Raw genomic sequence first — 25,027 nt, forward strand, 5'->3', positions numbered from 1 at the left:
CCTTCATACGATGAGTGTGTATCCCAAACTGTCCACAATGGTTTTTATTTGTTCTTTGGAGATTATTTGATCATCGTAATCCACACCAACAACCTTAGCCGTTATCTCATAATCCACATCGAAAACGCCCTCGAGCTTCCCAATGACTTTTATCACTTTCCTGTAATCTTCCTCCGTTTTTGCACCCTTGAGCATAAAATAGTTCAATCTTCTCAACTCTCATACCTCCTTTCGAATCGCATGCCTTCGATTATCGATCTTCCATTTTTTGCTTCCCAGAAGGTCATCTTCTTCTTTCCGGGGAATTGAATGTATCTTACTTTCACTTTTCCGTTGCCGGTACCTATCCATGCACCTTCCTTATCAATATAGTTTATCAAACCTGGTTCATCTCCCGAACTATCTATCGCTGTTACTCCAAACAATTTCACTTCATCGTTCCCTAAGAAAGCTCTGGCACCGGGTCTGGAATCGTAAGCCCTGATTTTGTTCTTCACCGATTCAGCGTCCTTTGAGAAATCCACAATCAGGTCCTCTTTTTTTATCATTGGAGCATAGGTTGCCAGGGAATGATCCTGATCTTTCAGTTCTATGTCCCCCGCCTTCAGTTTTTCCAGGAACTCGATCAACATCTCTTTCGAAAGTTCTATCAAACGTTTTTCTACCTGATCGAAAGTTTCGAATGGATTCACAAAAATTTCCCTCTGGAGTGCAATAGGACCAGCGTCGAGCTCTTTCACCATCTTGTATATGGTGACACCTGTTCTTTCTTCGCCGTTCTCAAGCACTCTCTGTATAGGAGAAGCACCCCTGTATTTTGGAAGAAGAGAGGGATGAATGTTGTAACAACCAAGTTCTGGAAGAGAAAGTATCTTCTCACCCAAAATCCTTCCGTAGGATGCGACTATTATAACATCTGGCCTCACAGACCGGAGAAATTCTAAAGCTTCTTTCTTGTTTATCGATTCGGGTTGAATGAAAGGAACTCCGTGTCTTTCAGCCACTGCCTTCACCGGAGTTGGTGCGACTTTCCTTCCCCGCCCCCTTGGTTTGTCCGGTTGGGTGACTACACCCACCACGTTGAACCTGTTTTTGATCAAATGTTCCAGTATTTCCGCTGCGAACTCCGGTGTTCCCACAAAGACAATTCTCAAATTGCCACCTTCCTTTTTAGAATCTCAAGAGTTTCCCGATCAGCCTTCAACGTGATCAGAGCGTGCCCTTCCCCGTAGTTTTCGTTCAGTATTACCAGTCGATCTTTCAAAGCGTAGATCTGTCCTATCTTTTCCAAGGGAACTTTCAAAGTTTCCTGAATATCCTTTTGCCCCATGATTTCTTCCAGTTTGTTCAGAAGCTGATCCAGTCCTAGCCTTTTTTCCGATGAGATGAACAAGGCCTCCGGATACTTCCACTTCAGCGTTTCTATCCTCTCTTTGGGGCAAACATCGATCTTGTTGAAAACCAGCATCCTCGGAATCTTATCGGCACCGATTTCCTCCAGAACTTTCTCAGAAGCTTTCATTTTTTCTTCAAGATACGGATCAAAAGCGTCAACAAGATGTATAAGCACATCCGAATACTTTATCTCTTCAAGCGTCGCTTTAAACGCACTCACAATGGTGTGAGGTAGCTTTCTGATGAATCCGACTGTGTCACTCACAAGAATGACTCTTCCGCTCTTTAACTTCAACCGTCTCGTGACAGGCTCGAGAGTGGCAAAGAGTTTGTCAGCGACGTACACATCACTGTAGGTTAAAGCCCTGAGGAGAGTGGATTTCCCGGCGTTTGTGTATCCAACTATAGAAACATGTGGGATCTTCTTTTCCAGCCTTTGTTTTCTCTGAGTGTTCCTTTCTTGCTCTATTTCTTTCAGTCTTTTTCGGAGCTGTGCGATGCGGTTTTTTATGTGCCTTCTCAAAACCTCTAGCAAGGGTTCACCTGGCCCTCTGGTGCCAATACCTCCACCGAGTCTAGAAAGTTCCTCGCCCTTTCCAACGAGCCTTGGAAGCTCGTAAAGCAAACTCGCCATCTCCACCTGGAGCTTTCCTTCTTCGCTCGTTGCATGACGGGCAAAGATTTCAAGGATCACCTGCGTCCTATCAAGAACATCTACGTTCAGCTCTTCTTGCATGTTTTTGTACTGCACCGGCGTGATTTCATCGTCAACGACCACGAGATCCGCTTCACAGAATTCTATTATTTCCCTGAGCTTCTGCAATTTCCCCCTCCCAAGGTAGGTGGCTGGATCCGGCTTTGTTCTCTTTTGCCAGAACCATTCAACGACTCCAACACCAAGGGTTTTACACAAACCCTTCATTTCTTCAAGAGACTCTTTTATTTTCTCCTCATCTTTACCAGCAGCAACGACCACCGCTTTTTTCCCTTCAAGATCCCTCGTTCTCAGAGATCTCATCCTCCCGCTCTGTTTCCTGTTTCTTTGGCATCAGCATCACATAAGAGGAAGGAATAATCGTGCTGATCGCGTGTTTGTAAATGAGACTTTGCTGGTTTCCGCTCTCCAGCAGGACCGTATAGCTGTCGAAAGATCTGATGAATCCCTTTGTCTGAAAACCGTTCACTAGATACACCTTTACTTCGATTCTGTTAACCCTGAGATGGTTCAGAAACCTGTCCTGAAGGTTGAACTTTTCCGCCAAGGCAAACTCCCCCCTCGATGTGATTCAAAATAGAATTATACTGAAAAATTTTCAACTATCAGCTTCTTGAGTTCCTCCTTTACTTTTCTTTCACTTTCGAACGTTAAATTGTACCACACGGCTTCCTTGTACCTTTTGAACCATATGATCTGTCTTCTGGCAAAGTGTCTGGTGTTTCGTTTTATGAGATGAATCATCCTGTCAAAATCGTACTTTCCTTCCAGATAGTCGATGACTTCTCTGTATCCTATCGTCTTCATCGAGTTGAGATCTTTAGAATATCCCATCTCCAAGAGTTTTTTCACTTCGTCCACGAGTCCTATCTCTATCATCTTATCAACTCTTTTGTTTATTCTCTCGTAAAGTTCGTGCCTTTCCCGGGTCAGAACGATTATGAAAAACCTGTCGTCACCCTTTGCTTCTTTTTGAAGCTCCGAGATCCTTCTTCCCGTTTTCATGTAAACTTCAAGGGCTCTGATCGTTCTCTTGAGATCGTTTGGATGAATGCGTGTTGCCGCTTCAGGGTCGAATTCTTCGAGCATTTTTCTCAAAATCCCGGGTTCTCTTTTCTCTAATTCTCTGAGCTCCTTTCTTATGTTCTCGTCGGCGGGCACTCCTTCGAATATACCCCGAACCAGAGCGTCCGTGTACAGTCCCGTTCCTCCAACGTAAACAGGGATCTTCCCGCGTTTGAGGACATCTTCCACTACTTTCAGAGAATCCTTCCTGTACATGAAGGCGTTGTAATACTCATCAGGATCGATGATATCTATCATGTGATGAGGAACCCTCTTTCTCTGCTCCGGTGTTGGCTTGGCTGTTCCTATGTCCATGTGGCGATAGATCTGCCTCGAGTCCATCGATACGATCTCTGCACCTATTTCTTCACACACTTCAATCATGACATCTGTCTTCCCGACAGCAGTGGGTCCACCGACTATGGCTATCTTCATCGCTTGTATATCACCCCGTACAGAACACCACTCTTTCTGGAACCTTTCAGTTCGTCAACCTTGATTTTCTTGAAGAGAGAATCCTTCACATGGCTTTTTAAAATAACCTTCTTCTTCGCGATTCTCAGCATTTCCTCAATGTCTTCTTCGCTCACCGTGCCGTACACGGCAAAGGGCCTTAGAGGATTCATGGCAGAAGACTCGTACACAGGATTCTCAAACATGGGATCGCAGTAAACCACGTCGAACGAATTATCGGGCTGACTTCTGATGTATTCCTTGAAATTCGCGTAATGAATTTCTATTCTTTTTAAAGCGTCTTTCAACCACTGAATGTCAGTCTCAAAATTTTCCATTCCGTATTTCACGACGGTGTATATGTGAATGGATCCTTCAAGGCCGATTACCTTACCTTCAGGAAGAAAAGCGGCCACGAGGATAGCCTCACTTCCAAGACCAAAGGTTGTATCCAGCACGACTTCGTTCCCTTCCGGTTGAAGGGACTCTATCAGGTAGTCTTTCTGACCGCTTCTTATGTTCCTCATCCGTAGGATAGCTGAAGAAGGATGAAAAAAGAACTCCCCTCCGGGCCATTTTATTGAGATTCTGTTCTTCTCCACCACGTAGTAGAAGTCCACGTTGAACTCTTTCAATCTCCTTCTTGAAACGTAGATGGTGTCAAGTTTTTCAGCGAGTTCTTTCGCCTTCACCACCTGCTTTCTGTCCGGTTTGTGTGAGGTTGTGACCACGAAGTTTTTCATTCTCTATCACCTCTAAAAGCTTCTGGTTCAGCACTTTTTGTTCCTCAATATTCGTCTTCAATTCCTGGTATTTCGACATCAACTGATTGTGCTTCTCCAGTGCCACCTGATAGTTGTGATAGCTCACGAGAAAAACAAAGATCATGAGGAAGAGAAAAGTCAAGAGTCCCAGATTCACTTTGAAATGTTTCCGCCTTCTTGGCCTCAGTTTAGAACGTGATCTCATATTCATCCCTCCCCTCCTGTATGGTGAGGGATGTTGGTTCATCATCAAAAAACACATACACAACGTAGCTTTCATCAGTCTCTGGCAGATATAACAGAAATCCTTCATTATAAACGGGAACTTTCATTTCGTATCCCCCGAAACTCAGTTTCACCACATTTCCCTCGTTGGTGAGTTCACCGTACACCTTCACAGGGTCTTCCACTGCAAAAATTTTCTCGTTTTCAAGGTCGAAGAGCAGGTACGCGTTGCTCCTCAACACCGTGTCGGTGCTGAACTCTCCTGCGGAGTGGTAAAGCACCACTGGCGCTGTTTTAAAAGCTGTTTTAAAAGACACTTCTTCTTGTTGTTCATCGAACACGATTGTAGCCACTGTGGTGAGCTCAAAATCTGACAGATCAAACGGTATATCCACCGTGGTCAGAAGCACTCCTTCATTGGCCAATACATCCTTAAGCGTGTACTCTTTTCCGTTCACCGATAAATAACTGCTTTCCAGATCCACAGTAACGCTTCCGTCTGTTCCTACGTTGAACAAATAGACGTACAAATCCGCCTTTTCGGGGCTCATCAGGGTACAGCCAACGGCGAACAGCAGGAGAAAAGCAGCGAAAAGAACCCTCACAGGAAACACCTCACAGTATGTACGCGCTCAGATCCTCGTCCTGAACGATCCTTTCGAGTCTTCTTCTCACGTATTCGGCATCCACAACGACCCTCTTTTCCGGAATATCCGGTGCTTCGAAAGAGATCTCCTCGAGGACCTTTTCAGCAACCGTGTAGAGCCTTCTGGCTCCGATGTTTTCGAGTCTTTGATTCAACTGATATGCTATTCGAGCCATTTCTCTGATTCCATCCTCGGTGAAGACGAGTTCCACGCCTTCCGTTGAAAGGAGTGCTTGGTACTGTTTTATGATGGCGTTCTCTGGTTCCTTCAGTATCCTCACGAAATCCTCTTCGGAGAGGGGTGACAGTTCCACACGTATCGGGAAACGTCCCTGAAGTTCCGGGATGAGATCTGATGGTCGTGAAACATGGAATGCTCCGGCCGCTATGAAGAGAATGTAATCCGTTCTTACCGGTCCGTACTTGGTCATGATCGTGGTGCCTTCAACGATGGGAAGAAGGTCCCTCTGAACACCCTGTCTGGACACATCTGGTCCCACAGCACTTTCTTTTCCAGCGATCTTGTCTATTTCATCTATGAAGATGATTCCCCTGTTCTGAGCTCTGTCAAGTGCTTCCTGCACCACCTTGTCCATGTCTATGAGTTTTTCCGCTTCTAAAGGCAGCAGGACCTTCCTCGCTTCAGAGACCTTCATCTTTCTCTTTTTCTTCTGCTTTGGAAGCATTCCACTGAACATATTAGTGATCTCTATCCCGAGGTCTTCCATGCCCGGCCCGAAGATTCCCATGAACGGAGAGACCGTTTCTTCGAGTTCTATTTCAATCTCTTCGTTTTCCAGCTCCCCTTTTCTCAGTTTCTCCCTCATTTCTTCTCTTTTCGCTCTGAATCTTTTCCTATCTTCCGGTGTGTACTGATGTTGCTGTCCACCGGTTATGAGGTTTATGAAGGGATTCGTGACAACTGGCACGGCTTTTGATTCGGGAACGAGAGAATCGAGAATTCGCTCTTCAACCAGTTCTTCCGCCTGTTTTTCCACTTCTTTTATCTTTTCCTGTTTCACCATGTTGACACTGATCTCAACCAGATCTCTTATCATCGAGTCCACGTTCTTTCCCACGTATCCCACTTCCGTGAACCTTGTCGCTTCGACTTTCAAGAACGGTGATCCGGAAAGCTGAGCCAATCTCCGGGCGATCTCTGTCTTTCCTACACCCGTGGGTCCGATCATCAGGATGTTCTTGGGGAGTACTTCTTTTCTCCATTCTTCTGGAAGCTTCTGTCTTCTGATTCTGTTTCGGACCGCTATCGCCACAGCTTTCTTTGCTTCGTATTGACCGACTATGTATTTATCGAGCTCCTGAACGATTTCCTTCGGAGTCATTTCATCGAAACTCTTCATAAAAACACCCCCTAAACTTCTTCGATCACTATGTTCTGGTTCGTGTAGATGCAGATCTCACCGGCTATCATCATTGCTTTCTCCACGATTTCCCGCGCGGAGAGATCGGTGTTTCTGAGAAGGGCCTTGGCAGCTGCGAGTGCGTAAGGTCCTCCAGAACCGATGGCGGCCGCGTCGTCGTCGGGCTGGATAACCTCACCGTTTCCCGATATGATGAAGATGTTCTCTTTATCTGCCACAAGAAGCAGGGCTTCCAATCTTCTCAGAACTCTGTCCGTTCTCCAATCCTTTGCGAGTTCAACGGCAGCCTTTGTGAGGTTACCTCCCCACTCTCTCAGTTTCGCTTCGAATCTATCGAAGAGCGTCATGGCGTCCGCCACAGATCCCGCAAAACCAGCGAGCACTTTTCCTTCCCCAAGCTTTCTAACCTTTCTCGCATTTCCCTTCAAAACGGTCGAACCGAAGGTGACCTGACCGTCTCCTCCCATCACCGTTTGACCGTTTTTTCTCACAACCAGTATCGTCGTTCCGTGAAATTTCATGGTTCAACACCTCCTCAAGTTATTTTAACTCAATTTCTCAAATAAAGGAAATGGTATCATCTTAAATGAGGAGGTGCGAACTTGAAAGTAGGGGTAGCTCTCAGTGGAGGAGTAGACAGTGCGGTAGCTCTCTATCTACTGCTGAAAGAAGGACACGAGGTAAAGGCCTTCCATATGAAAACGAAGGAAGATGAATTCTTCATCAGAAAAGAAATAAAGAAGAAGGTCTGCTGCAGTCCATCGGATACGGCTGACGCGATAAGAATAGCCCACTCTCTTGGAGTGAAGATAGAGATCGTCGATGTGAAAGAGATCTTCAGAGAGAAAGTCATCGAACCATTCAAGAAGGATCTTCTCAAAGGTCTCACTCCGAATCCTTGTGTACACTGCAACCGCTTCGTGAAGTTTGGGTACCTCATGGATTACGTTCTCAACCAGGGATTCGACGCGTTCGCGAGCGGGCATTATGCGAGAATAGATTTCAGTGAAAAGTACGGGAGAAAGGTGATAAAAAAAGGTGTGGATTTGAAGAAAGATCAGTCGTATTTCCTTGCCAGGATCGAACCCTGGAGGATAGAAAAACTCATCTTTCCGAACGGAGTATACACGAAAGAAGAGATCAGAAGAATCGCAGAAGAAGCGGGAATACACGTCGCAAAGAAACAGGAAAGTCAGGACGTGTGTTTCATACCGGATGGCAGTGTCGAAAATTTTTTGAAAGACGAAGGTATAACACTCAAAGAGGGTGACCTCATTACACCAGAGGGAGAGACCGTTGGTCAACACTTCGGGTATCCACTCTACACAATCGGTCAGAGAAAGGGCTTCAAGATAGAAAAATTCGGGAGAAGATACTACGTGGAGGGCAAAATTCCGGAGAAGAACGTTGTTATTGTATCAGATCTGGAAGATGTTTTTTTCTCCGGTTTGATCGCAGAAGATCCTGTCTGGCATGTCGAAGTGCCGGAAGAGTTCAGATGTGTCTGCAGGGTGAGGAAAAAATCCGAAGAAGCTCCCGCGATCGTCAGGGTAAGAGATAACGAAGTGGGGGTCAGGTTCGAGAAGAAAGTCTTCGCTGTTACACCGGGTCAGATCGCCGCCTTTTACGATGGGGACACACTCCTTGGAGGAGCGATCATAAAGGAGGGAATCCGATGAGAAGCATCGTTCAGAACAAGGTGGAAGAGTGTCTCGAGATATTGAAGTGGGACAAAACGAAATGGATCGATTTCTGGAGAGAGCTGAGAAAAAAGTTCGGTCCGATAGTCCCAAACTACGAGAAAAAACTCGAATTGAACGATGAAAAGATCGAAAAGATCCTTCGGGAAATAGAGCGAAGAGAACTCGACAGATTCAAGTGGGATTGGCTGGACGTCTCGAGGAACAAAAAAATAGAGTGTGCAGAATCGCTCTCAGAGAGAGAAGATTTCCTCGATTTGAAAAAAGAAGACTTCTCCGTGTTCCTCATGTCGCTTCTGGGTCTTTCAGACTGGGTTGTTGTGGATGGAGAGAAAGAGAAGATCGTGGTGATTGACGTGTTCTCTCTCTGGAGAAAGGGATTTCTAAGAGAGCTTTCACTCGCCACGCTCCACGCGGTGATAGAGTTCAGAAAAGGAAAAAAAATCGGGAACTACGGAGGAAAAAAAGAGTACTTTGATTCACTGCTGAAAGAGATTGAGAAAATTTTAAGAGGAAAAGAAGCTCTCGGTGATCTGTGCAAATTTTTGAGAAACCACGTTTCGTACTACGACTGGGTGGGATTTTACTTCGTGGAAGATGGAAAGCTGAAACTCGGTCCGTTCGTGGGAGAGCCAACAGAACACGTGGAGATACCGTTCGGAGTTGGAATCTGTGGTCAGGCAGCGGAAAGAGAAGAGACCTTCGTTGTCCAGGATGTGAGCAAAGAAACGAATTACCTCTCCTGCAGTCCAAAGACGAAAGCGGAAATTGTGGTTCCCATTTTCAAGGATGGAAAGATCATAGGAGAGCTGGACATAGATTCGTACAGTCCTTCTCCTTTTTCCGAAGAGGACAGAGACCTTCTCGAAAAGGTGTGTGAACTCGTGTCAAAGGTGGTGTGAGGGAGAACCTCACACCACTCTTTTGAAGTGTTCGATGGATCTGTCCCAGGTTTTCTCCGCGTCGTTCGGGAAGTAGCACGCGGGAAGTTCTCCATGCTGTCTGTGGTAGTGCATGCATTCACAGCAGATGCCCTTTCTCGGACATCCAGGATAAGAACAGTTGCAGTAAGAAAGGTTCCTCTCTTTGTTCGGGCAGACCTTCACGATCTCACCTCCAGATTTCCCATGATTCGATCATCCATATCGAGAAATTCGTTTATTTCCCGAGAGAGTCTGACAACCAGATACAACCAGTATGCACCGAAAGTGAACAGAGTGAGGAGAAAAACCGATAGCACGTTCCTTTCTTTTATGACCGGTTTGTAGTCGATGTTGAAAAGGGTTCTGTAAAGGTGGATCTTAATCTCCTGGAGTTTTCTTATAGTTTCAAACAGATAATGAAGAAAGATCACAAAAAAGATCAACTGAAACAGTGAGAAAATCCATATTCCAGCAAAGAGAAACTCGAGAAACCAGAAGGCTATAAAGGCAATGTATGGCCAGTTTGGAACAAACGGCTTCTCGTTCAAGTTCACTGAATGTAGCTCCGCCAGTCTCAACGTTTCCAGAATGTTGATGTTCAGGAGCACACTCCACTGTCTGTAAACGATCAAAAGAGAAATCGTGGAAATCAGAGAAAGAAAAAGGGTCATAGACCCAAGGGTGTAACTGGGAGATCCTGCCAGAATCTCCCTGTAATATTCTAACAGCAGAATCGAGCTCATCGCAGAAAAGACAACACCCATCCAGGCCAGGTTCATGTTCACCCTCTTCAATTTCTATCCCTCCAGTGTTCGATGAGATCGTCTCAGGAGCTCTCCGAGGTGAAGTCGTTTAAAGCAACGAAATCGTCCCAGTATTCCGGATTTTTCACTTTCTGAGGCAAGTAGATCTTGACCTCCTCCCAATCCCCTGAAGGGGATGGGACTTTTGGTGGCTCTCAGGCCACCTTCCATGGAGCCAAAGACGCTCCATGGCCACAGAGGTGCGGATGGAACCTCACACCTCTGACGGGGGCCAAACCCGCTACTACCTGGCCTGTGCCAGGATACCTTTTCCAGATGTTGATTGCTCCAACTCCGTCCCTGTGATACTCAAAACCACAGGTTTTGCAGTGGTATCTTCTTCCGTTCGGCTTGTTCTTTGCACCACAGACAGGACACGTCTTGCTCGTGTTCGCTTCTGAGATGAGCTTTACTTTGATTCCGAACTGCTCTGCTTTGTACCTTATCATCTCGATGAGTTTTCTGAACTGCCACTGGTGGATCTTCTGGTTCGCATTGTCGCTATAGTCCGCTCTTTCTCTGATCCCTGTGACGTCTCCTATCACGATGGTTCCGATTTGTTTTCTGAGGCACAGTCCGATGAAACTGCTTGTGATCTTGTGCATGATGTCGTTGATCTGGTTTCTGAGCCGTCTCAGGACTCTTTTCTTTGCACGAACAAGCTTGTTGTACCTTCTTGATCCCTTCTTGCACTCTGCTATGGCAGACTGAAGGCTTGCGAGGCGTTTGTTTCGGTAGCGAAGGATGCTGCTAAGAACCCCTCCGTGGTAGCTGATGACTTCTTTTCCATCAAAGCACGTGATGGGACGGAGCACTCCAGGGTCGACTGCCATAACACCAGAATTAGCACTCTTTTCTTCAATCTCCACCTCTATCGCAAGGTGGAGATAGTATCCATCTTCAAAGACAAGTCTTGCCTGTTTGATGCGAAGGGGAGGTTTGAGAGGTGTTTGTACAACAAATGGTTCTCGTTCTTTGCCCAAAGACAGTCTCAGGGTGCCGTCTGATAGAAGTTTTACAGCGCTTTCTTTCCATATGAACGGTAGATAGCGTTTTTTCTTGTAGGGAGGTTTTGCATCTTGATTCTTTTTGGCTGCTTTGAAGTACCCTTTGAGGGCTTGAAAGTAGAGCTGAACAAATGCCTGCTTTGAGTGGACGTGGATTTTGATGTTTTCTGCCCAGCGGAGGATGTATTTGTCTGCGGTGGGCCAGGACAGCCAGAAGCCTTTCTTTCGGTGTATCTTTCGCACAAGAGACATCGTTTTGTTGTAGATTCTTGCTGCGGTGCGGTTGAGTTCTTCGCATGTTTGATTCAAATGTCCCGGTACAGCGAGTTTGTAGGTTCGTATCACACGTCTGGGCATTTTTCCACTCCCTGTGCCAATTGTAACACAGTCGAGCTACAACAACCACTTACTATCCCTCTGAAAGAGGATAGCTTGCGTGGTTGGGGTTCTGTCAACCAGAGCGAAGACATCTATCCAAGATGGATTTCCCATCATCTCCTTCAGATCCTGAGAGATGAACTGCTCCAGATCGTTGTCCCCTGCTATCCAGACGAGGAACGAAAGCGTGTGGTTGTAAACAGGAATGCACCCGAAAATCAAGAGAAAAAGACTACCTGTTAAGATAATCAAACTTCTTGCCCTGATACGTATCTCTCCTCTCGAGTTCTTCTTCTATCATGTTGATGATTTCTATCTTGCTCTTTCCCCAGTTACCGAAGATCGTTCCCTTTCTCGGAGGATCTGCAACCAGCCTGTGAATAACCACGTTCGGAGAGAGATACTCGAGAAATGTGATCGCTCTGTCGATGTACTCCTCGAGTGAACAGATTTTTATTTCTCCCTTTTTGTACATCTCCGCGAGTTTTGTTCCTTCCACCACGTAAAGCGAGTGGAGTTTCACACCGTCCACATCGAGAGCGGAAAGGATCTTGGCCGTCTCTACCACATCCTCCATATCGTCCCAGGGCAGATTCAAAATCACATGCACCACGAGTTCGATGCCTCTCTTTTTCACTCTCACAGCGGCATCCACGAACTCCGCGAGGGTGTGGCCTCTGTTGATCTTCTTGAGTGTTCGATAGTTTGCTGTCTGAAGACCGAGCTCAACGGAAACATCGACACGCTTTTTGAATTCTTCGAACAGATCCAAAACTCGTTCGGACACGAGATCGGGCCTCGTGGAGACAGAGAGCTGGATTATACTGTCGTCCACGAGAGCTTCCTCGTAGCGTTCTCTGAGCACCTCAACAGGAGCGTACGTGTTGCTGAACGACTGAAAATACGCGATGAATTTCTTGATCCCCCGCTTTTCGTATTTTTTCTTTATTTCCATGACCTGCTCTCTTATCGGGAGCCTCATCAGAGTGGTAAAACCGCTTCCCGTGGCATCACAGTAGATACAGCCACCCCTACTTTTCGTACCGTCCCTGTTCGGACAGGAGAATCCCCCGTGTATCACTATTCTCTGAACCCTTTCACCGTATCTTTCCTTCAGATAATCGCTGAGCTTTCTGTATCGCACGGCCCATCCTCCTTTTCCTATCTATGATACAATAGTTTCAAAAGAACTCGAAATCGAGGAGGAGATCGGCCTTGCGGATGAAAGACCTCTACGCTCCTACTCTCAAAGAAACCCCTTCCGATGTTGAGACAGTGAGCCACGAGTATCTTCTTCGAGGAGGCTTCATCAGAAAAACAGCTGCCGGTATATACACCTACCTCCCACTGGGAAGAAGAGTGCTTCTCAAAATAGAGAACATAGTTCGGGAAGAGATGAACAGGATAGGGGCACAGGAAATTCTGATGCCCATCCTTCAACCTGCGGAACTCTGGAAACAGTCAGGAAGGTGGGACGATTACGGTCCCGAAATGATGAAACTCAAAGACAGGCACGAAAGAGACTTCACACTCGGTCCCACGCACGAGGAGATCGTCACGGACCTTGTGAAGAACGAGCTCCGTTCGTACAAACAGCTTCCTCTCACTCTGTATCAGATAGCGAACAAGTACAGAGACGAAATCAGACCCCGTTTTGGCCTTCTCAGGGCAAGAGAATTCATCATGAAGGACGCTTACAGCTTTCACGCAAGCTGGGAATCTCTGGACGAGACGTACGAAGAGTTCAAAAAAGCGTACTCCCGAATTATGGAAAGGCTCGGCGTGAGGTACATGATCATAGAGGCAGAAACGGGTGCCATCGGAGGGAACGCTTCCCACGAGTTCGTCGTTCCTGCAAAAATAGGAGAGACGAACGTACTCTTCTGTGAAAAGTGCGGCTACCAGGCAAGCGACGAAAAAGCCGAATACAAAGGTGAATATACTCAGGAACAGGAAGAAGAGAAACCCTTCAAGAAGGTTCCCACACCCGGGGTGAAGACGATCGAGGAAGTTTCAGAGTTTCTCGGTGTTCCTCCGTCGAAGATCGTGAAGTCTCTTCTTTACAAAGGAAGAGAAGGATACGTCATGGTACTCATAAGAGGAGACCTGGAGCTCAATGAAGCGAAACTCAAAGCACATTTGAAAGATCAGTCGCTGAGAATGGCAACTCCAGAAGAAATTCTGAAGGACTTCGGTGTTCCTGTCGGATTCATTGGACCCATCGGTGTGGATGTGAAGAAAGTGGCCGATCACAGCGTCAGGGGGCTGAAAAACTTCGTCGTTGGGGGTATGGAAGAGGACACGCACTACGTAAACGCAAACCATCCCAGAGATTTCAAGGTGGACGAGTGGTACGATCTGAGAACGATGGTGGAGGGCGATCCCTGTCCCGTCTGTGGTGAGCCTCTCAAGGCAACAAAAGGGATAGAGCTTGGTCACATATTCAAACTCGGTACAAAATACTCCGAAGCCATGAAGGCCTACTTTATGGATGAAAACGGTGAGATGAAGCCTTTCATCATGGGCTGTTATGGCTGGGGAGTTTCCAGAACGATGGCGGCTGTTGTGGAGCATTTCCACGATGAGAACGGTATGATCTGGCCCCTTTCGATCGCCCCTTACACCGTTGTGGTGGACATTCTGAACATGAACGACGCTGAACAGAAGCAGGTGGGAGAAAAGATTTACCAGGTTCTCTCAGAAAAAGGAGAAGAGGTTGTTCTGGATGACAGAGAAGTCTCGCCTGGTTTCAAATTCAAAGACGCCGATCTCATAGGCTTTCCCATAAGAATAAACGTGGGAAGATCCCTCAAGGAAGGTGTTGTTGAACTGAAGAAACGCTATTCGAAAGAACTCGTCAAGGTGAACATCAAAAACGGTTTCGGCACGCTTCTGGAAACACTGGAAAAGATGAAGCGGGAGTACGATCCCAAGGAGGCTGCCAGGTGAACTACAGCAAACTCTCCTCCGCCACGATACAGGGAATAGAAGCAATGAAAATAGATGTGGAAGTGGATTTCGACAACAGGAGCGTTTTCAACGATATAGACGTGGTCGGTCTCGGTGACACCGCTGTGAAAGAGAGCAGAAAAAGGGTGAAAAGTGCTATTCTGAACAGCGGATTTTCTCTTCCACACGGTAAATACGTGGTGAACCTCGCTCCTGGAGACGTGAGAAAAGAAGGTTCCATGCTCGACCTGCCAATCGCACTGTGCATACTCGCTTCAACAGGAATAGTTCAGGTGAGCGAAAACATCCTCGCTATAGGAGAACTCTCGCTGAATGGAGAAGTGAAGAGGGTGAACGGGGTTCTTCCCGTTCTCCTTTCTCTTTCAGAAAGGTTCAATGGTACGGTGCTCATCCCAAAAGAGAACGAAGAAGAAGCAAAGTGTGTGAAAGGGCTGGATATATATGCAGTGGAATCTCTCAGAGAATGCGTTGAGTTTTTGAGGGGAGATAGAGCGCTGAAACAGATCGAGTATTCGGGTATAGGAAACACGAACGTTGAATACGAGATTGATTTTTCCGACGTTAGAGACCACGAGATGGTGAAAAGAGCGGTGGAGATAGCCGTCGCAGGTTTTCACAACATCCTCATGATAGGAAATCCCGGTTCCGGAAAGACCATGATAGCGAAGAGAATTCCCACGATCTTTCCTCCCATGTCCGAAGAGGAAATCCTCGAGACGAGTAAGGTGTACAGCGCATCTGGTTATCCCGGGATCGTGAAACTCCGTCCCTTCAGATCTCCCCATCACACAGCGTCGACCGTCTCCATCATCGGTGGCGGCACCAACCCAAGACCCGGTGAGATTTCCCTCGCACACAACGGTGTTCTGTTCCTCGATGAACTGCCGGAATTCAAAAGAGACGTGCTGGAAGCGTTGAGACAGCCTCTCGAAGAAGGCATCGTCACGGTTGCCAGAGCGAAGTTCACCGTCACCTACCCCGCTCGCTTCATGCTGGTCGGTGCCATGAATCCCTGTCCCTGTGGAAATCTTGGAGACCCGAAACAACCCTGTGTCTGCTCTCCCAGAGACATCATGAGGTACAGAAAGAAAATCTCAGGTCCTCTTCTGGACAGGATGGATCTGGTGATCAACGTTCCGAAGCTCTCCTTCGAGGAAATGATGAAAAAACCCGAAGGAGAGAAAAGCTCTTCAATCAGAGAGCGGGTGATTAAGGCGAGGGAGATACAGAAAAGACGTTTCAGGGATACTCATATTTCCTGCAATTCACAGATGTCTCACAGAATGCTGAGGAGGTTTGTCCAGCTGGACGAGAAGAGTGAGGACCTCCTGAAGAGATACGTGGAAAGATACGGACTGTCGGGTAGAAAGATCGATAAAGTTCTGAAGATCTCACGAACAATAGCGGATCTGGAAGGTTCGAGCAGTGTAGAAATGAGTCACCTCGCAGAAGCGCTTCAGTACAGGTTCAGAGAGAGTTAGCTTTCCCACCAGAATTTCCTCTCCGCTATTTCATCCATGGTCTTCCTTTCTTTGAGGTTTTCCTCACGAAAGTACTCTCGCATCTTTCTTTCTTTTAATTTTTCAAGAATCTTTCTCTCCTTCATTTTTTCAAAAAGTTTACTTCTCGTTTTTTCCTGTTCCTTCATCAGTTCAGAAAGTTCACTTTGCTTTTTTTTGATCTCTTCTTCATAAAACATCATCTGCATCTCCATATTCAGGAGATCTTCCTTTCTGAGAACCTTTTTGTGAAGAAAATTACTTTCTATTCGCTTCTTTTCAGCGGAAAGTTGTTGTATAATTCTCTGGGTATTTTCCACTTTTTCATTGATTTTTGAGAGATCGTTTTTCAAAGTTTCTTCTTCCTTTCTTCGAACATCGTATATTCTCTGAAGTCTAAATCTAAAAGGCACGAATCATCACCCCAATAAGATTTTTGGAAAAATTTATAGTGGATGATAAAATTAAGTAAGGTTCTGATAATTTCCAGAAATATTTTACCAGAATCCGGGGGAGAAAGGCTTGTATACAAGGGAAGAACTCATGGAGATAGTGTCAGAGAGAGTGAAAAAGTGTACGGCTTGCCCACTTCATCTGAATAGGACAAACGTTGTCGTAGGAGAAGGAAATCTGGATACGAGGATCGTTTTTGTGGGAGAAGGACCGGGAGAGGAAGAAGACAAGACGGGAAGACCTTTCGTCGGAAGAGCGGGAATGCTTCTGACGGAGCTACTCAGAGAATCAGGTATCAGAAGAGAAGATGTTTACATATGCAACGTTGTGAAATGCAGGCCTCCCAACAACAGAACACCCACTCCTGAAGAACAGGCGGCATGTGGACATTTTTTACTCGCTCAGATCGAAATCATCAACCCAGATGTGATAGTTGCTCTCGGAGCCACGGCATTGTCTTTCCTCATGGATGGGAAAAAGGTATCCATAACCAAAATCAGAGGAAATCCCATCGACTGGCTCGCAGGAAAAAAGGTCATTCCAACATTCCATCCGAGTTATCTTCTGAGAAATAGAAGTAATGAACTCAGAAAGATCGTTCTTGAGGATATTGAGAAAGCAAAAAGTTTCATAAAGAAGGAGGGTCGATAGCATGCCAAGAGGAAGAAAGAAAACCCTGACACCTGCGCTCGAAGATTACCTTGCGGTGATTCAGGAGATACTTCAGAAACAACCCGCGGCGAGGGTGAGCACCATCGCGAGAAAGATGGGTGTGAGCCTTCCAAGTGTGACAAACGCCATGAAAAGACTGGCAGAACTCGAATACGTCGAATACGAGAAGTACGGATACATAACCCTTACCGAGAAGGGAAAAAGAAGAGCAAGATCGTTGAGAGGTTCTCAGAACAGACTCAGAAACTTTTTCTTCTACGTGATGGGAATACCTTCGCCCACCGCGGAAAAACTCGCGCGTCATTTCTCACACTTCCTGGATACAAAAACGAGAGAAAGATTCAAGAGATTTTACGACATAATGGTGAATTTCGATGAGAGCAAGGTGCAGGAACTGAAGGAATTCCTCGAAGAGAGCAGAAGACTTGTGAACGTTCAGGAAATCCCTGAAGAAGCCAGAATTATGGAAGAAGATGAAGAAGAGGAGGCTCAACCATGAACGTTCTGGTAACAGGCGGAGCGGGCTTCATAGGATCCCACGTGGTGGACAAACTGATAGAAAACGGATACGGCGTCATTGTGGTGGACAATCTATCCTCTGGAAAGGTCGAAAACCTCAACAGAAACGCGCTGTTTTATGAACAGAGTATAGAGGACGAAGAAATGATGGAGCGGATCTTCTCTCTGCACAGACCCGAGTATGTCTTTCACCTCGCCGCTCAGGCTAGTGTCGCCATCTCCGTTAGGGAACCTGTCAGAGACGCGGAAACGAACATCATTGGATCTCTTGTGCTTCTTGAAAAATCCATCAAGCACGGTGTTAAAAAATTCATTTTTTCATCCACCGGTGGGGCTATATACGGAGAGAATGTGAAGGTCTTTCCAACACCAGAGACGGAGACACCTCATCCGATATCACCTTACGGTATTGCGAAGTACAGCATCGAGATGTACCTGGAATTCTTCGCAAGAGAGTACGGGCTGAAGTACACAGTCCTCAGATACGCCAACGTTTACGGGCCAAGACAGGATCCGTACGGTGAAGCGGGCGTGGTGGCCATCTTCACTGAAAGGATGCTCAGGGGAGAGGAAGTTCACATATTCGGTGATGGAGAGTACGTCAGAGACTACGTTTACGTTGATGACGTAGTCAGAGCGAATCTTCTCGCCATGGAGAAAGGCGACAACGAAGTCTTCAACATAGGAACGGGAAGGGGCACGACCGTGAACCAGCTCTTCAAACTGCTGAAAGAGATCACTGGCTACGATAAAGAGCCCGTCTATAAACCACCGCGTAAGGGCGACGTGAGAAAGAGCATTCTCGATTACACGAAGGCGAAGGAAAAACTCGGCTGGGAACCCAAAGTTTCCCTTGAGGAGGGATTGAAGCTCACCGTTGAGTATTTCAGAAAAACCCTTGAATGAACTGCTCAGGCCGAAAGATTTCGAGGATTTCGTCGGTCAGGATCATATATTCGGCGATAAAGGGATTCTCCGGCGAACTTTAAAAACAGGCAACATGTTCTCCTCCATCCTTTATGGACCACCGGGGTCTGGTAAGACCTCGGTTTTTTCACTGCTGAAAAGGTATTTCAACGGCGAGGTAGTTTATCTGAGCTCCACCGTTCACGGGGTTTCTGAAATAAAGAACGTTCTCAAAAGAGGAGAACAGCTGAGAAAATACGGAAAAAAACTGCTTCTTTTTCTCGATGAAATACACCGCCTGAACAAAAACCAGCAGATGGTCTTGGTTTCCCATGTTGAACGAGGAGACATCGTACTGGTTGCGACAACAACTGAAAACCCAAGTTTTGCCATCGTACCCGCACTTCTCTCAAGATGCAGGATTCTTTACTTCAAAAAACTCTCTGACGAGGACCTGATGAAGATCTTGAAAAAAGCAACAGAGGTTCTCAACATCGATCTGGAAGAAACGGTAGAGAAAGCCATAGTAAGGTATTCCGAAGGAGACGCCAGGAAACTCTTGAACACCCTGGAGATCGTCCACCAGGCGTTCAAAAACAAGAGGGCAACTCTTGAAGATCTGGAAACTCTGCTGGGAAATGTGAGCGGGTACACGAAGGAATCACACTACGATTTCGCTTCAGCCTTTATAAAGAGTATGAGGGGTAGCGATCCAAACGCCGCCGTTTACTACCTCGTCAAGATGATAGAGATGGGAGAAGACCCGCGATTCATAGCACGAAGAATGATCATATTCGCCAGCGAAGACGTTGGACTCGCCGACCCAAACGCTCTACATATCGCCGTTTCGACCTCCATCGCTGTCGAACACGTGGGACTTCCCGAATGCTTGATGAACCTTGTAGAGTGTGCCATCTACCTTTCCCTCGCTCCCAAGAGCAATTCTGTTTATCTTGCAATGAAAAAGGCCCAGGAACTTCTTGTGGAGGACGTACCGCTTTTTTTGAGAAATCCCGTCACCGAAGAAATGAAAAAGCGTGGATACGGAGAAAGGTATCTTTATCCCCATGATTTCGGTGGTTTCGTGAAAACGAACTATCTTCCAGAAAAGTTGAAAGGTGAGGTCATCTTCCAGCCAAAAAGAGTAGGTTTTGAGGAAGAACTCTTTGAAAGGCTCAAACGTCTTTGGCCCGAGAAGTACGGGGGTGAAAGTATGGCCGAAGTGAGAAAAGAACTGGAATACAAAGGGAAAAAGATCAGAATCGTAAAGGGAGACATCACAAGAGAAGAAGCGGACGCCATAGTGAACGCGGCGAACGAATATCTGAAACACGGAGGAGGAGTAGCGGGAGCGATCGTGAGAGCAGGTGGAAGCGTTATTCAGGAGGAAAGCGACAGGATCGTTCAGGAGCGTGGAAGAATTCCGACAGGCGAAGCGGTGGTAACCGGCGCTGGAAAGCTGAAGGCAAAATACGTGATTCACGCTGTGGGACCCGTTTGGAGAGGAGGCAGTCATGGAGAGGACGAACTCCTCTACAAAGCAGTTTACAACGCACTCCTTCGAGCTCACGAACTGAAATTGAAAAGCATCTCAATGCCTGCCATCAGCACAGGAATCTTCGGATTTCCGAAAGAAAGAGCGGTGGGAATCTTTTCAAAGGCAATAAAAGATTTCATCGATCAACATCCGGATACCGCTCTGGAAGAAATCCGCATATGCAATATAGACGAGGAAACAACGAAAATTTTCGAAGAAAAGTTCAGCGTTTGATGAAACCAAAAGAAGGGGCAAACGCCCCTTCTTTTTTTAAGACCTCTGAGGAAGTATTGAATCAACTCAAACGAGTTCTTGGATCTATTCCGCAACAGATTTCCATACCTGAAAGGAACTATTGATATTTTCATCATACCACAGAAAGTAAAAAAAGTAAAGGGGGCCTTTGGCCCCCTTGTTATCATTTAGAATTCTTCAGGAATACTCGGTGTTTCTTTTTTCTCCTCGGGTTTTTCAACGATGAGCACTTCCGTTGTCAGGAGCATTCCAGCGATGGACGCGGCGTTCTGCAGAGCGCTCCTTGTAACCTTTGCTGGGTCAATGATTCCTCTTTCAAACATGTTGCAGTATTCTCCCCTGAGTGCGTCGAATCCATAGGCTGGATCGTCATTCGAGAGTATCTTCTCTACGATCACCGCTCCATCGTATCCTGCGTTTTCAGCGATTTGCTTAATTGGGGCTGAGAGTGCCTTGTAAACGATCTGAGCTCCTATTTTCTCGTCGCCTTCGAGCTCTTCTATGACCTTTTCAACGGCTTTTCTTGCTCTCAGGAGTGTTACTCCTCCACCTGGAACGATTCCTTCTTCAACAGCTGCCCTTGTAGCACTCAATGCATCTTCAATTCTGTGTTTCTTTTCCTTGAGCTCTGTTTCGGTGGCTGCTCCGACCTTTATGACGGCTACTCCTCCTGCGAGCTTTGCCATCCTTTCCTGGAGAGTTTCTTTTTCGTATTCGGACGTGGTTTCTTCTATCTGGGCTTTGATCTGAGCAATTCTCTTCTTGATGGCCTCCGGATCACCTTTTCCTCCAATTATGATGGTCTCATCCTTCTTGACTCTCACAAGATCGGCTCTTCCGAGATCTTCGAGGGTGAGATCCTCGAGATTGATTCCGAGCTCTTCACTTGCCACCTGACCTCCGGTGAGTATCGCTATGTCCTGAAGCATGGCTTTCCTTCTTTCACCGAATCCAGGCGCCTTCACAGCACAGGACTGGAGAGTACCCTTGAGCTTGTTGAGAACGAGCGTTGTCAGAACTTCTCCTTCAACGTCTTCCGCTATGACGAGGAGTGGTCTTCCGGTCTGAGCGACTTTTTCAAGAATTGAAATGAGAGGTTTCACAGCGCTGAGCTTCCTGTCAGTGATGAGTATGAAGGGCTCTTTCAGAACAACCTCCATCTTCTCAGCATCTGTGACGAAGTACGGTGAAATGTAACCCCTGTCAAACTGCATACCTTCGGTGAATTCAACATACGTTTCAAGCGTCTTGGAATCCTCCACGGTGATGACTCCGTCTTCTCCTACCTTGTCCATAGCTTCTGCGATGAGTTCTCCAATTTCGGCACTGTTCGCAGATATAGCGGCAACGTGGGCAATGTCCTCCCTACCGGAAAGTTTCTTGGAGACCTTCTTGATCTCTTCGACGGCTTTCTCAACAGCTTTGTCTATACCCCTCTTGAGGAGTATTGGATTGGCACCTGCTGCAACGTTCTTGAGGCCTTCTTTGATCATGGCCTGTGCGAGAACTGTAGCCGTTGTTGTACCATCACCGGCAACGTCGTTTGTTTTGGAAGCAACCTCTTTCACGAGCTGAGCCCCGAGGTTTTCGAATTTATCCTCGAGCTCAATCTCCTTGGCTATAGAAACACCGTCGTTGGTTATTGTTGGAGAACCCCACGATTTTTCAATAACAACGTTCCTTCCCTTTGGCCCAAGAGTCACCTTTACCGCGTTAGCAACCTTGTCCACACCTCTTTCGAGTGCCCTTCTCGCTTCTTCGTTGAACTTCAAAATCTTCGGCATATTTCACACCTCCCTCACTCTTCGATTTTCGCGAGTATGTCGTTCACATCAATGATGATGTAATCCTCATCATCGATCTTTATTTCTGTACCCGCGTATTTGGAGTAAATAACCTTGTCTCCAACTTTGATGTCGAATTTTTCGTCGTCATCGATCTTTCCCACGGCTACGACCTCTGCCTTCATCGGTTTCTCTTTTGCGGAATCTGGAAGAACGATTCCTCCCTCAGTCTTCTTTTCCTCTTTGATGGGCTTGATGAGAAGCCTTTCACCGAGAGGTATCACTTTCATCATCCATCCCTCCTTCGTAGATTTTTAGCACTCTCATCGTTCGACTGCTAATATAAATATACTACTTTTTACGAGCCTCTTCAAGGGATATTGATTAAGAAAAACGAACACAAACTCAACATTATCGTTAATAATGGGTAAACAATGAGTCAAAGAGGTTGAAGAAAAGTAAAAAGGCGCTTGAAGCGCCCTTTTTCTGGTGGAGGCGGGGGGATTCGAACCCCCGTCCGAAGATGGAGGCCCCTGGGCTTCTCCGAGCGCAGCCCGTGTTTTCGATTTCAGGGGGGACCCCCCACGGGCAGGGTGTCCTCTCCCACAGCCTTCCTGAAATTTCCCGATTCAGGCCGGAAGGCGAAGCCTGAATCGGTAGGCTGGATATCTCACGCCCTCTTCCGAAGCCCAGCCAACTTCGGAGAGGACGGCCGCCTATCTATTAGGCGGCAACAGCAACAGGTTCGTTGGCACTTATTCTTTGTTCCACCTTTTTTACGAGGAGGTGGAGACCTCGGCTCGCTTCCCAGGGGACTCCATCCCCGTCGAACCCGTTCGCCCCCTGGTTTATCAATCCATCTTTATTATACCACCTTTATTATACCACTGTTCAGACTCTTCCAAATGTCGGAAGGTTCAGGGTATGTTGTATAATCATATGAAGATACATACCCAATTTACGACCAGGAGGTGTACCAGGTGACCGCATACATCATACGAAGACTTCTGCTCTTGCCCCTGATTCTCTTAGGAGTAACTTTCATCGTCTTCTCGATGATCCAGTCCCTCGGGCCGGACAAATTGCTCGCAGCGTACGTTAACCCGAACATGCTGGACAAATTAACGCCCGAGCAAATGGACGCTCTGAAGGAGAAGTACGGCTTGAACGACTTTTTCGTTGTGAGATACGTCAAATGGCTCTCAAACACTCTGAGAGGTGATCTCGGGTGGTCCCTTGTTGGGAAAGAACCGGTGAAAGATGCTCTTTTGAGAAGACTCCCATACACCGTTGAACTTGCGCTTTACGCCATCTTCCCTGTTGTATTTGTTGGAATATGGCTCGGTGTGAAGGCTGCGGTTCACAGAGGAAAATTCCTCGATCATTTCATAAGAATCTTCGCCGTGGTTGGCTGGTCTTTTCCTGATTTCGTCTTTGGATTGCTCGTTCTGATGATCTTTTACAGTATACTGAACTGGCTTCCTCCTGGGAATCTGAGTATGTGGGCTGAAGAAGTGATCAAATCTCCGGAGTTTCATCGCTACACAAAGCTCGTTACAATAGACGCGCTTTTGAACGGCAGATTGGACATCTTCTGGGATGGTCTGAAACACCTCATAGGTCCCATCATAACGCTTTCGTGGCTCTGGTGGGCGTATCTTCTGAGAATCACCAGGTCGAGCATGCTGGAAGTCCTGAACAAAGAATACGTGAGAACCGCCAGGGCAAAGGGTCTTCCTGAAGATGTGGTTATAAACAAACACGCCAGAAGAAACGCTTTGATTCCGGTTACCACGGTCGCCGGTGGTATGATCATCGGCCTCTTCTCCGGTACCGTGATCGTGGAAACGGTCTTCAACAGAACGGGTGTGGGAAGCTTCACCGCGCAGGCAGCCCTGCAACTCGATTACGCCTCGGTGATGGCTTCTGCGTTGTTTTTCTCAACAATTCTTGTTGTTGGAAATCTCATAATAGATATCCTGTACGCCCTTATAGACCCCAGAATAAGACTTGGATGAGAGGTGAAACGACGTGAATCAGGAATTCAAAAGAATAATGAAGAGATTTTTTAGAGATCCATCCGCCATCATAGGGTTCTCTCTGGTGCTCTTCTTTGTGGTGATAGCCATTCTCGCGCCTGTTATAGCTCCTCCCATTCACCCGCTCACCAGAGCCAAGCTACCCGATCCTTACTTGATGCCCGTGGTGAGCTGGAATCAGAGCCCACAACCCCCTACCACGAAAGAGGATGCCCTGGCGAAGAATCCCAACAGAGAACCTATACGCTGTGTTGATTATCATCCATTCGGTGTCATTGGTGGCCGTGATATTCTATACGGAATCGTCTGGGGCACAAGAACGGCTTTCAAGATAGGTCTCATAGTCACACTCGCAAGACTCCTGATAGGAGTGTTCATAGGTTCAATCTCAGGTTACTTTGGAGGATGGATAGATGAGGTTCTCATGAGGATCACCGATATCTTTCTCTCTATTCCTTTCCTCATAGCGGCTGTTGTGCTGACAACCGTTCTCGGGACAGGTCTCGACAAGGTTATGATAGCGATGATCGTGTTTGGATGGATGGGAGCGGCAAGGCTCATCAGAGGAAACATTCTTCAGGTGAGGGAAGAACAATTCGTTCTGGCAGCGAAAGCAATAGGTGTGCCCGATTTTCTCATCATACTGAAACACGTTCTTCCGAATACCATTTTCCCCGTCCTGATATGGGCTTCCATGAACATGGGATCTCTCGTGATAACGGCCGCTGTGCTCAGTTTCTTGGGACTCGGTGCCCCCCAGGGATACGCCGACTGGGGATCCATCCTCAGTTACTCGAGAGACTGGATGATGGAGATAGGAAAGCACTGGTACGCCCTCGTTTATCCCGGTACCGCTATGGTTCTCTTCGTTCTGGGATGGAATCTGCTGGGCGATGCGCTCAGAGACGCTTTCGATCCAAGGCTAAAATTCTAAGGA

The 25,027-nt window shown here is 46.8% G+C and carries 28 protein-coding genes and 1 other RNA gene; 10 read left to right on the forward strand and 19 right to left on the reverse strand.

What is annotated here, in order from left to right; all coding sequences use genetic code 11:
* Nucleotides 1-3: 3 nt before the first annotated feature.
* Genes MC24_RS08795 through hslV form a run of 10 tightly spaced genes read right to left on the reverse strand, consistent with a single transcriptional unit; the run spans nt 4 to nt 7,166 of the window.
* Nucleotides 4-216, reverse strand: a complete 213-nt coding sequence (locus MC24_RS08795; RefSeq protein WP_038054661.1) for a heavy-metal-associated domain-containing protein — start codon at nt 214-216, stop codon at nt 4-6.
* On the reverse strand, nt 213-1,154 hold the full coding sequence (gene fmt / locus MC24_RS08800) for a methionyl-tRNA formyltransferase (RefSeq protein ID WP_038054663.1): 942 nt from the start codon (nt 1,152-1,154) through the stop codon (nt 213-215). Before fmt ends, MC24_RS08795 begins: the two co-directional genes overlap by 4 nt.
* Nucleotides 1,151-2,413: a GTPase HflX gene (gene hflX, locus MC24_RS08805; protein WP_052125273.1), complete on the reverse strand. Its 1,263-nt coding sequence runs from the start codon at nt 2,411-2,413 to the stop codon at nt 1,151-1,153. The genes fmt and hflX overlap by 4 nt, the downstream gene beginning before the upstream one ends.
* Complete coding sequence (hfq, locus tag MC24_RS08810; RefSeq protein ID WP_038054665.1) at nt 2,385-2,657, reverse strand: RNA chaperone Hfq; 273 nt, start codon at nt 2,655-2,657, stop codon at nt 2,385-2,387. The genes hflX and hfq overlap by 29 nt, the downstream gene beginning before the upstream one ends.
* A 35-nt stretch (nt 2,658-2,692) precedes the next feature.
* A complete protein-coding gene (gene miaA, locus MC24_RS08815) occupies nt 2,693-3,610 on the reverse strand; it encodes a tRNA (adenosine(37)-N6)-dimethylallyltransferase MiaA (protein WP_038054667.1) in 918 nt (305 codons plus the stop codon).
* A complete protein-coding gene (locus tag MC24_RS08820; protein WP_038054668.1) occupies nt 3,607-4,371 on the reverse strand; it encodes a class I SAM-dependent methyltransferase in 765 nt (254 codons plus the stop codon). Before MC24_RS08820 ends, miaA begins: the two co-directional genes overlap by 4 nt.
* Entirely contained in the window at nt 4,298-4,597 is a 300-nt protein-coding gene (locus tag MC24_RS08825) for a heat-shock protein Hsp70 (RefSeq protein WP_235280362.1), read from the reverse strand. Before MC24_RS08825 ends, MC24_RS08820 begins: the two co-directional genes overlap by 74 nt.
* A complete protein-coding gene (locus MC24_RS08830; protein ID WP_038054670.1) occupies nt 4,581-5,222 on the reverse strand; it encodes a hypothetical protein in 642 nt (213 codons plus the stop codon). The genes MC24_RS08825 and MC24_RS08830 overlap by 17 nt, the downstream gene beginning before the upstream one ends.
* 10 nt (nt 5,223-5,232) lie before the next feature.
* On the reverse strand, nt 5,233-6,624 hold the full coding sequence (gene hslU, locus MC24_RS08835) for an ATP-dependent protease ATPase subunit HslU (protein ID WP_038054671.1): 1,392 nt from the start codon (nt 6,622-6,624) through the stop codon (nt 5,233-5,235).
* Nucleotides 6,625-6,635: 11 nt separating this feature from the next.
* Nucleotides 6,636-7,166, reverse strand: coding sequence for an ATP-dependent protease subunit HslV (hslV, locus tag MC24_RS08840; protein WP_038054673.1), 531 nt, complete (start codon nt 7,164-7,166; stop codon nt 6,636-6,638).
* 81 nt (nt 7,167-7,247) lie between these two features.
* Between hslV and mnmA the strand changes: the two genes are divergently transcribed.
* The gene (gene mnmA, locus MC24_RS08845; RefSeq protein WP_038054676.1) at nt 7,248-8,324 is read left to right on the forward strand and encodes a tRNA 2-thiouridine(34) synthase MnmA; all 1,077 of its coding nucleotides are present in this window, start codon (nt 7,248-7,250) and stop codon (nt 8,322-8,324) included.
* Nucleotides 8,321-9,247, forward strand: a complete 927-nt coding sequence (locus MC24_RS08850; protein WP_038054679.1) for a GAF domain-containing protein — start codon at nt 8,321-8,323, stop codon at nt 9,245-9,247. Before mnmA ends, MC24_RS08850 begins: the two co-directional genes overlap by 4 nt.
* A 9-nt stretch (nt 9,248-9,256) precedes the next feature.
* On the opposite strand, the gene MC24_RS08855 is transcribed toward MC24_RS08850, so the two are convergent.
* From MC24_RS08855 to MC24_RS08875, 5 genes are all read right to left on the reverse strand, one after another.
* Nucleotides 9,257-9,451 (reverse strand): DUF6485 family protein, encoded by a 195-nt coding sequence (locus MC24_RS08855; RefSeq protein ID WP_038054681.1) that lies wholly within the window; start codon nt 9,449-9,451, stop codon nt 9,257-9,259.
* A complete protein-coding gene (locus MC24_RS08860) occupies nt 9,448-10,053 on the reverse strand; it encodes a hypothetical protein (RefSeq protein ID WP_235280370.1) in 606 nt (201 codons plus the stop codon). Before MC24_RS08860 ends, MC24_RS08855 begins: the two co-directional genes overlap by 4 nt.
* Nucleotides 10,054-10,226: 173 nt before the next feature.
* On the reverse strand, nt 10,227-11,435 hold the full coding sequence (locus tag MC24_RS08865; protein ID WP_038054686.1) for an RNA-guided endonuclease InsQ/TnpB family protein: 1,209 nt from the start codon (nt 11,433-11,435) through the stop codon (nt 10,227-10,229).
* A gap of 36 nt (nt 11,436-11,471) precedes the next feature.
* The gene (locus MC24_RS08870; RefSeq protein ID WP_235280363.1) at nt 11,472-11,708 is read right to left on the reverse strand and encodes a hypothetical protein; all 237 of its coding nucleotides are present in this window, start codon (nt 11,706-11,708) and stop codon (nt 11,472-11,474) included.
* Nucleotides 11,689-12,600: a TIGR01212 family radical SAM protein gene (locus MC24_RS08875; RefSeq protein WP_038054690.1), complete on the reverse strand. Its 912-nt coding sequence runs from the start codon at nt 12,598-12,600 to the stop codon at nt 11,689-11,691. Before MC24_RS08875 ends, MC24_RS08870 begins: the two co-directional genes overlap by 20 nt.
* Before the next feature lie 71 nt (nt 12,601-12,671).
* On the opposite strand from MC24_RS08875, the gene MC24_RS08880 reads away from it, so the two are divergent.
* Nucleotides 12,672-14,405: a proline--tRNA ligase gene (locus tag MC24_RS08880; protein WP_038054693.1), complete on the forward strand. Its 1,734-nt coding sequence runs from the start codon at nt 12,672-12,674 to the stop codon at nt 14,403-14,405.
* Nucleotides 14,402-15,907, forward strand: a complete 1,506-nt coding sequence (locus MC24_RS08885; RefSeq protein WP_012310539.1) for a YifB family Mg chelatase-like AAA ATPase — start codon at nt 14,402-14,404, stop codon at nt 15,905-15,907. The genes MC24_RS08880 and MC24_RS08885 overlap by 4 nt, the downstream gene beginning before the upstream one ends.
* Here MC24_RS08885 and fliJ read toward each other — a convergent pair.
* Entirely contained in the window at nt 15,904-16,338 is a 435-nt protein-coding gene (fliJ, locus tag MC24_RS08890; RefSeq protein WP_012310540.1) for a flagellar export protein FliJ, read from the reverse strand. The two genes, MC24_RS08885 and fliJ, sit on opposite strands and share 4 nt — an antisense overlap.
* 109 nt (nt 16,339-16,447) lie before the next feature.
* Here fliJ and tmung point away from each other — a divergent pair, with 109 nt between their 5' ends.
* The 4 genes from tmung to MC24_RS08910 are packed head-to-tail and all read left to right on the forward strand — an operon-like array spanning nt 16,448 to nt 20,246.
* The gene (gene tmung, locus MC24_RS08895; protein ID WP_011943060.1) at nt 16,448-17,029 is read left to right on the forward strand and encodes a type-4 uracil-DNA glycosylase; all 582 of its coding nucleotides are present in this window, start codon (nt 16,448-16,450) and stop codon (nt 17,027-17,029) included.
* A gap of 1 nt (nt 17,030) precedes the next feature.
* Nucleotides 17,031-17,549 (forward strand): metal-dependent transcriptional regulator, encoded by a 519-nt coding sequence (locus MC24_RS08900; RefSeq protein ID WP_012310541.1) that lies wholly within the window; start codon nt 17,031-17,033, stop codon nt 17,547-17,549.
* Nucleotides 17,546-18,475, forward strand: coding sequence for an SDR family oxidoreductase (locus tag MC24_RS08905; protein ID WP_012310542.1), 930 nt, complete (start codon nt 17,546-17,548; stop codon nt 18,473-18,475). Before MC24_RS08900 ends, MC24_RS08905 begins: the two co-directional genes overlap by 4 nt.
* Nucleotides 18,468-20,246, forward strand: a complete 1,779-nt coding sequence (locus MC24_RS08910; RefSeq protein ID WP_235280364.1) for an AAA family ATPase — start codon at nt 18,468-18,470, stop codon at nt 20,244-20,246. Before MC24_RS08905 ends, MC24_RS08910 begins: the two co-directional genes overlap by 8 nt.
* Before the next feature lie 188 nt (nt 20,247-20,434).
* Here the strand turns inward: MC24_RS08910 and groL are convergent, their stop codons facing one another.
* From groL to ssrA, 3 genes are all read right to left on the reverse strand, one after another.
* Nucleotides 20,435-22,051: a chaperonin GroEL gene (groL, locus tag MC24_RS08915; RefSeq protein WP_038054698.1), complete on the reverse strand. Its 1,617-nt coding sequence runs from the start codon at nt 22,049-22,051 to the stop codon at nt 20,435-20,437.
* 14 nt (nt 22,052-22,065) lie between these two features.
* Entirely contained in the window at nt 22,066-22,341 is a 276-nt protein-coding gene (groES, locus tag MC24_RS08920; protein ID WP_024103730.1) for a co-chaperone GroES, read from the reverse strand.
* 197 nt (nt 22,342-22,538) lie between these two features.
* Nucleotides 22,539-22,895: a transfer-messenger RNA gene (gene ssrA / locus MC24_RS09365) on the reverse strand.
* Nucleotides 22,896-23,031: 136 nt separating this feature from the next.
* Between ssrA and MC24_RS08925 the strand changes: the two genes are divergently transcribed.
* On the forward strand, nt 23,032-24,069 hold the full coding sequence (locus MC24_RS08925) for an ABC transporter permease (RefSeq protein ID WP_038054700.1): 1,038 nt from the start codon (nt 23,032-23,034) through the stop codon (nt 24,067-24,069).
* A gap of 13 nt (nt 24,070-24,082) precedes the next feature.
* Nucleotides 24,083-25,024: an ABC transporter permease gene (locus tag MC24_RS08930; RefSeq protein WP_004081440.1), complete on the forward strand. Its 942-nt coding sequence runs from the start codon at nt 24,083-24,085 to the stop codon at nt 25,022-25,024.
* Nucleotides 25,025-25,027 lie beyond the last annotated feature (3 nt).

This window comes from Thermotoga sp. Mc24 (genome assembly GCF_000784835.1).
Taxonomy (GTDB): domain Bacteria; phylum Thermotogota; class Thermotogae; order Thermotogales; family Thermotogaceae; genus Thermotoga.

Excerpts from the sequence above, each read along its gene's own strand:
- groL (WP_038054698.1), bottom strand. The coding sequence starts at position 22,051 with ATGCCGAAGATTTTGAAGTTCAACGAAGAAGCGAGAAGGGCACTCGAA.
- MC24_RS08850 (WP_038054679.1), top strand. The coding sequence starts at position 8,321 with ATGAGAAGCATCGTTCAGAACAAGGTGGAAGAGTGTCTCGAGATATTG.
- MC24_RS08865 (WP_038054686.1), bottom strand. The coding sequence starts at position 11,435 with ATGCCCAGACGTGTGATACGAACCTACAAACTCGCTGTACCGGGACAT.
- hflX (WP_052125273.1), bottom strand. The coding sequence starts at position 2,413 with ATGAGATCTCTGAGAACGAGGGATCTTGAAGGGAAAAAAGCGGTGGTC.
- MC24_RS08825 (WP_235280362.1), bottom strand. The coding sequence starts at position 4,597 with ATGAGATCACGTTCTAAACTGAGGCCAAGAAGGCGGAAACATTTCAAA.
- miaA (WP_038054667.1), bottom strand. The coding sequence starts at position 3,610 with ATGAAGATAGCCATAGTCGGTGGACCCACTGCTGTCGGGAAGACAGAT.
- hslV (WP_038054673.1), bottom strand. The coding sequence starts at position 7,166 with ATGAAATTTCACGGAACGACGATACTGGTTGTGAGAAAAAACGGTCAA.
- MC24_RS08905 (WP_012310542.1), top strand. The coding sequence starts at position 17,546 with ATGAACGTTCTGGTAACAGGCGGAGCGGGCTTCATAGGATCCCACGTG.
- MC24_RS08820 (WP_038054668.1), bottom strand. The coding sequence starts at position 4,371 with ATGAAAAACTTCGTGGTCACAACCTCACACAAACCGGACAGAAAGCAG.
- groES (WP_024103730.1), bottom strand. The coding sequence starts at position 22,341 with ATGAAAGTGATACCTCTCGGTGAAAGGCTTCTCATCAAGCCCATCAAA.
- hslU (WP_038054671.1), bottom strand. The coding sequence starts at position 6,624 with ATGAAGAGTTTCGATGAAATGACTCCGAAGGAAATCGTTCAGGAGCTC.
- MC24_RS08900 (WP_012310541.1), top strand. The coding sequence starts at position 17,031 with ATGCCAAGAGGAAGAAAGAAAACCCTGACACCTGCGCTCGAAGATTAC.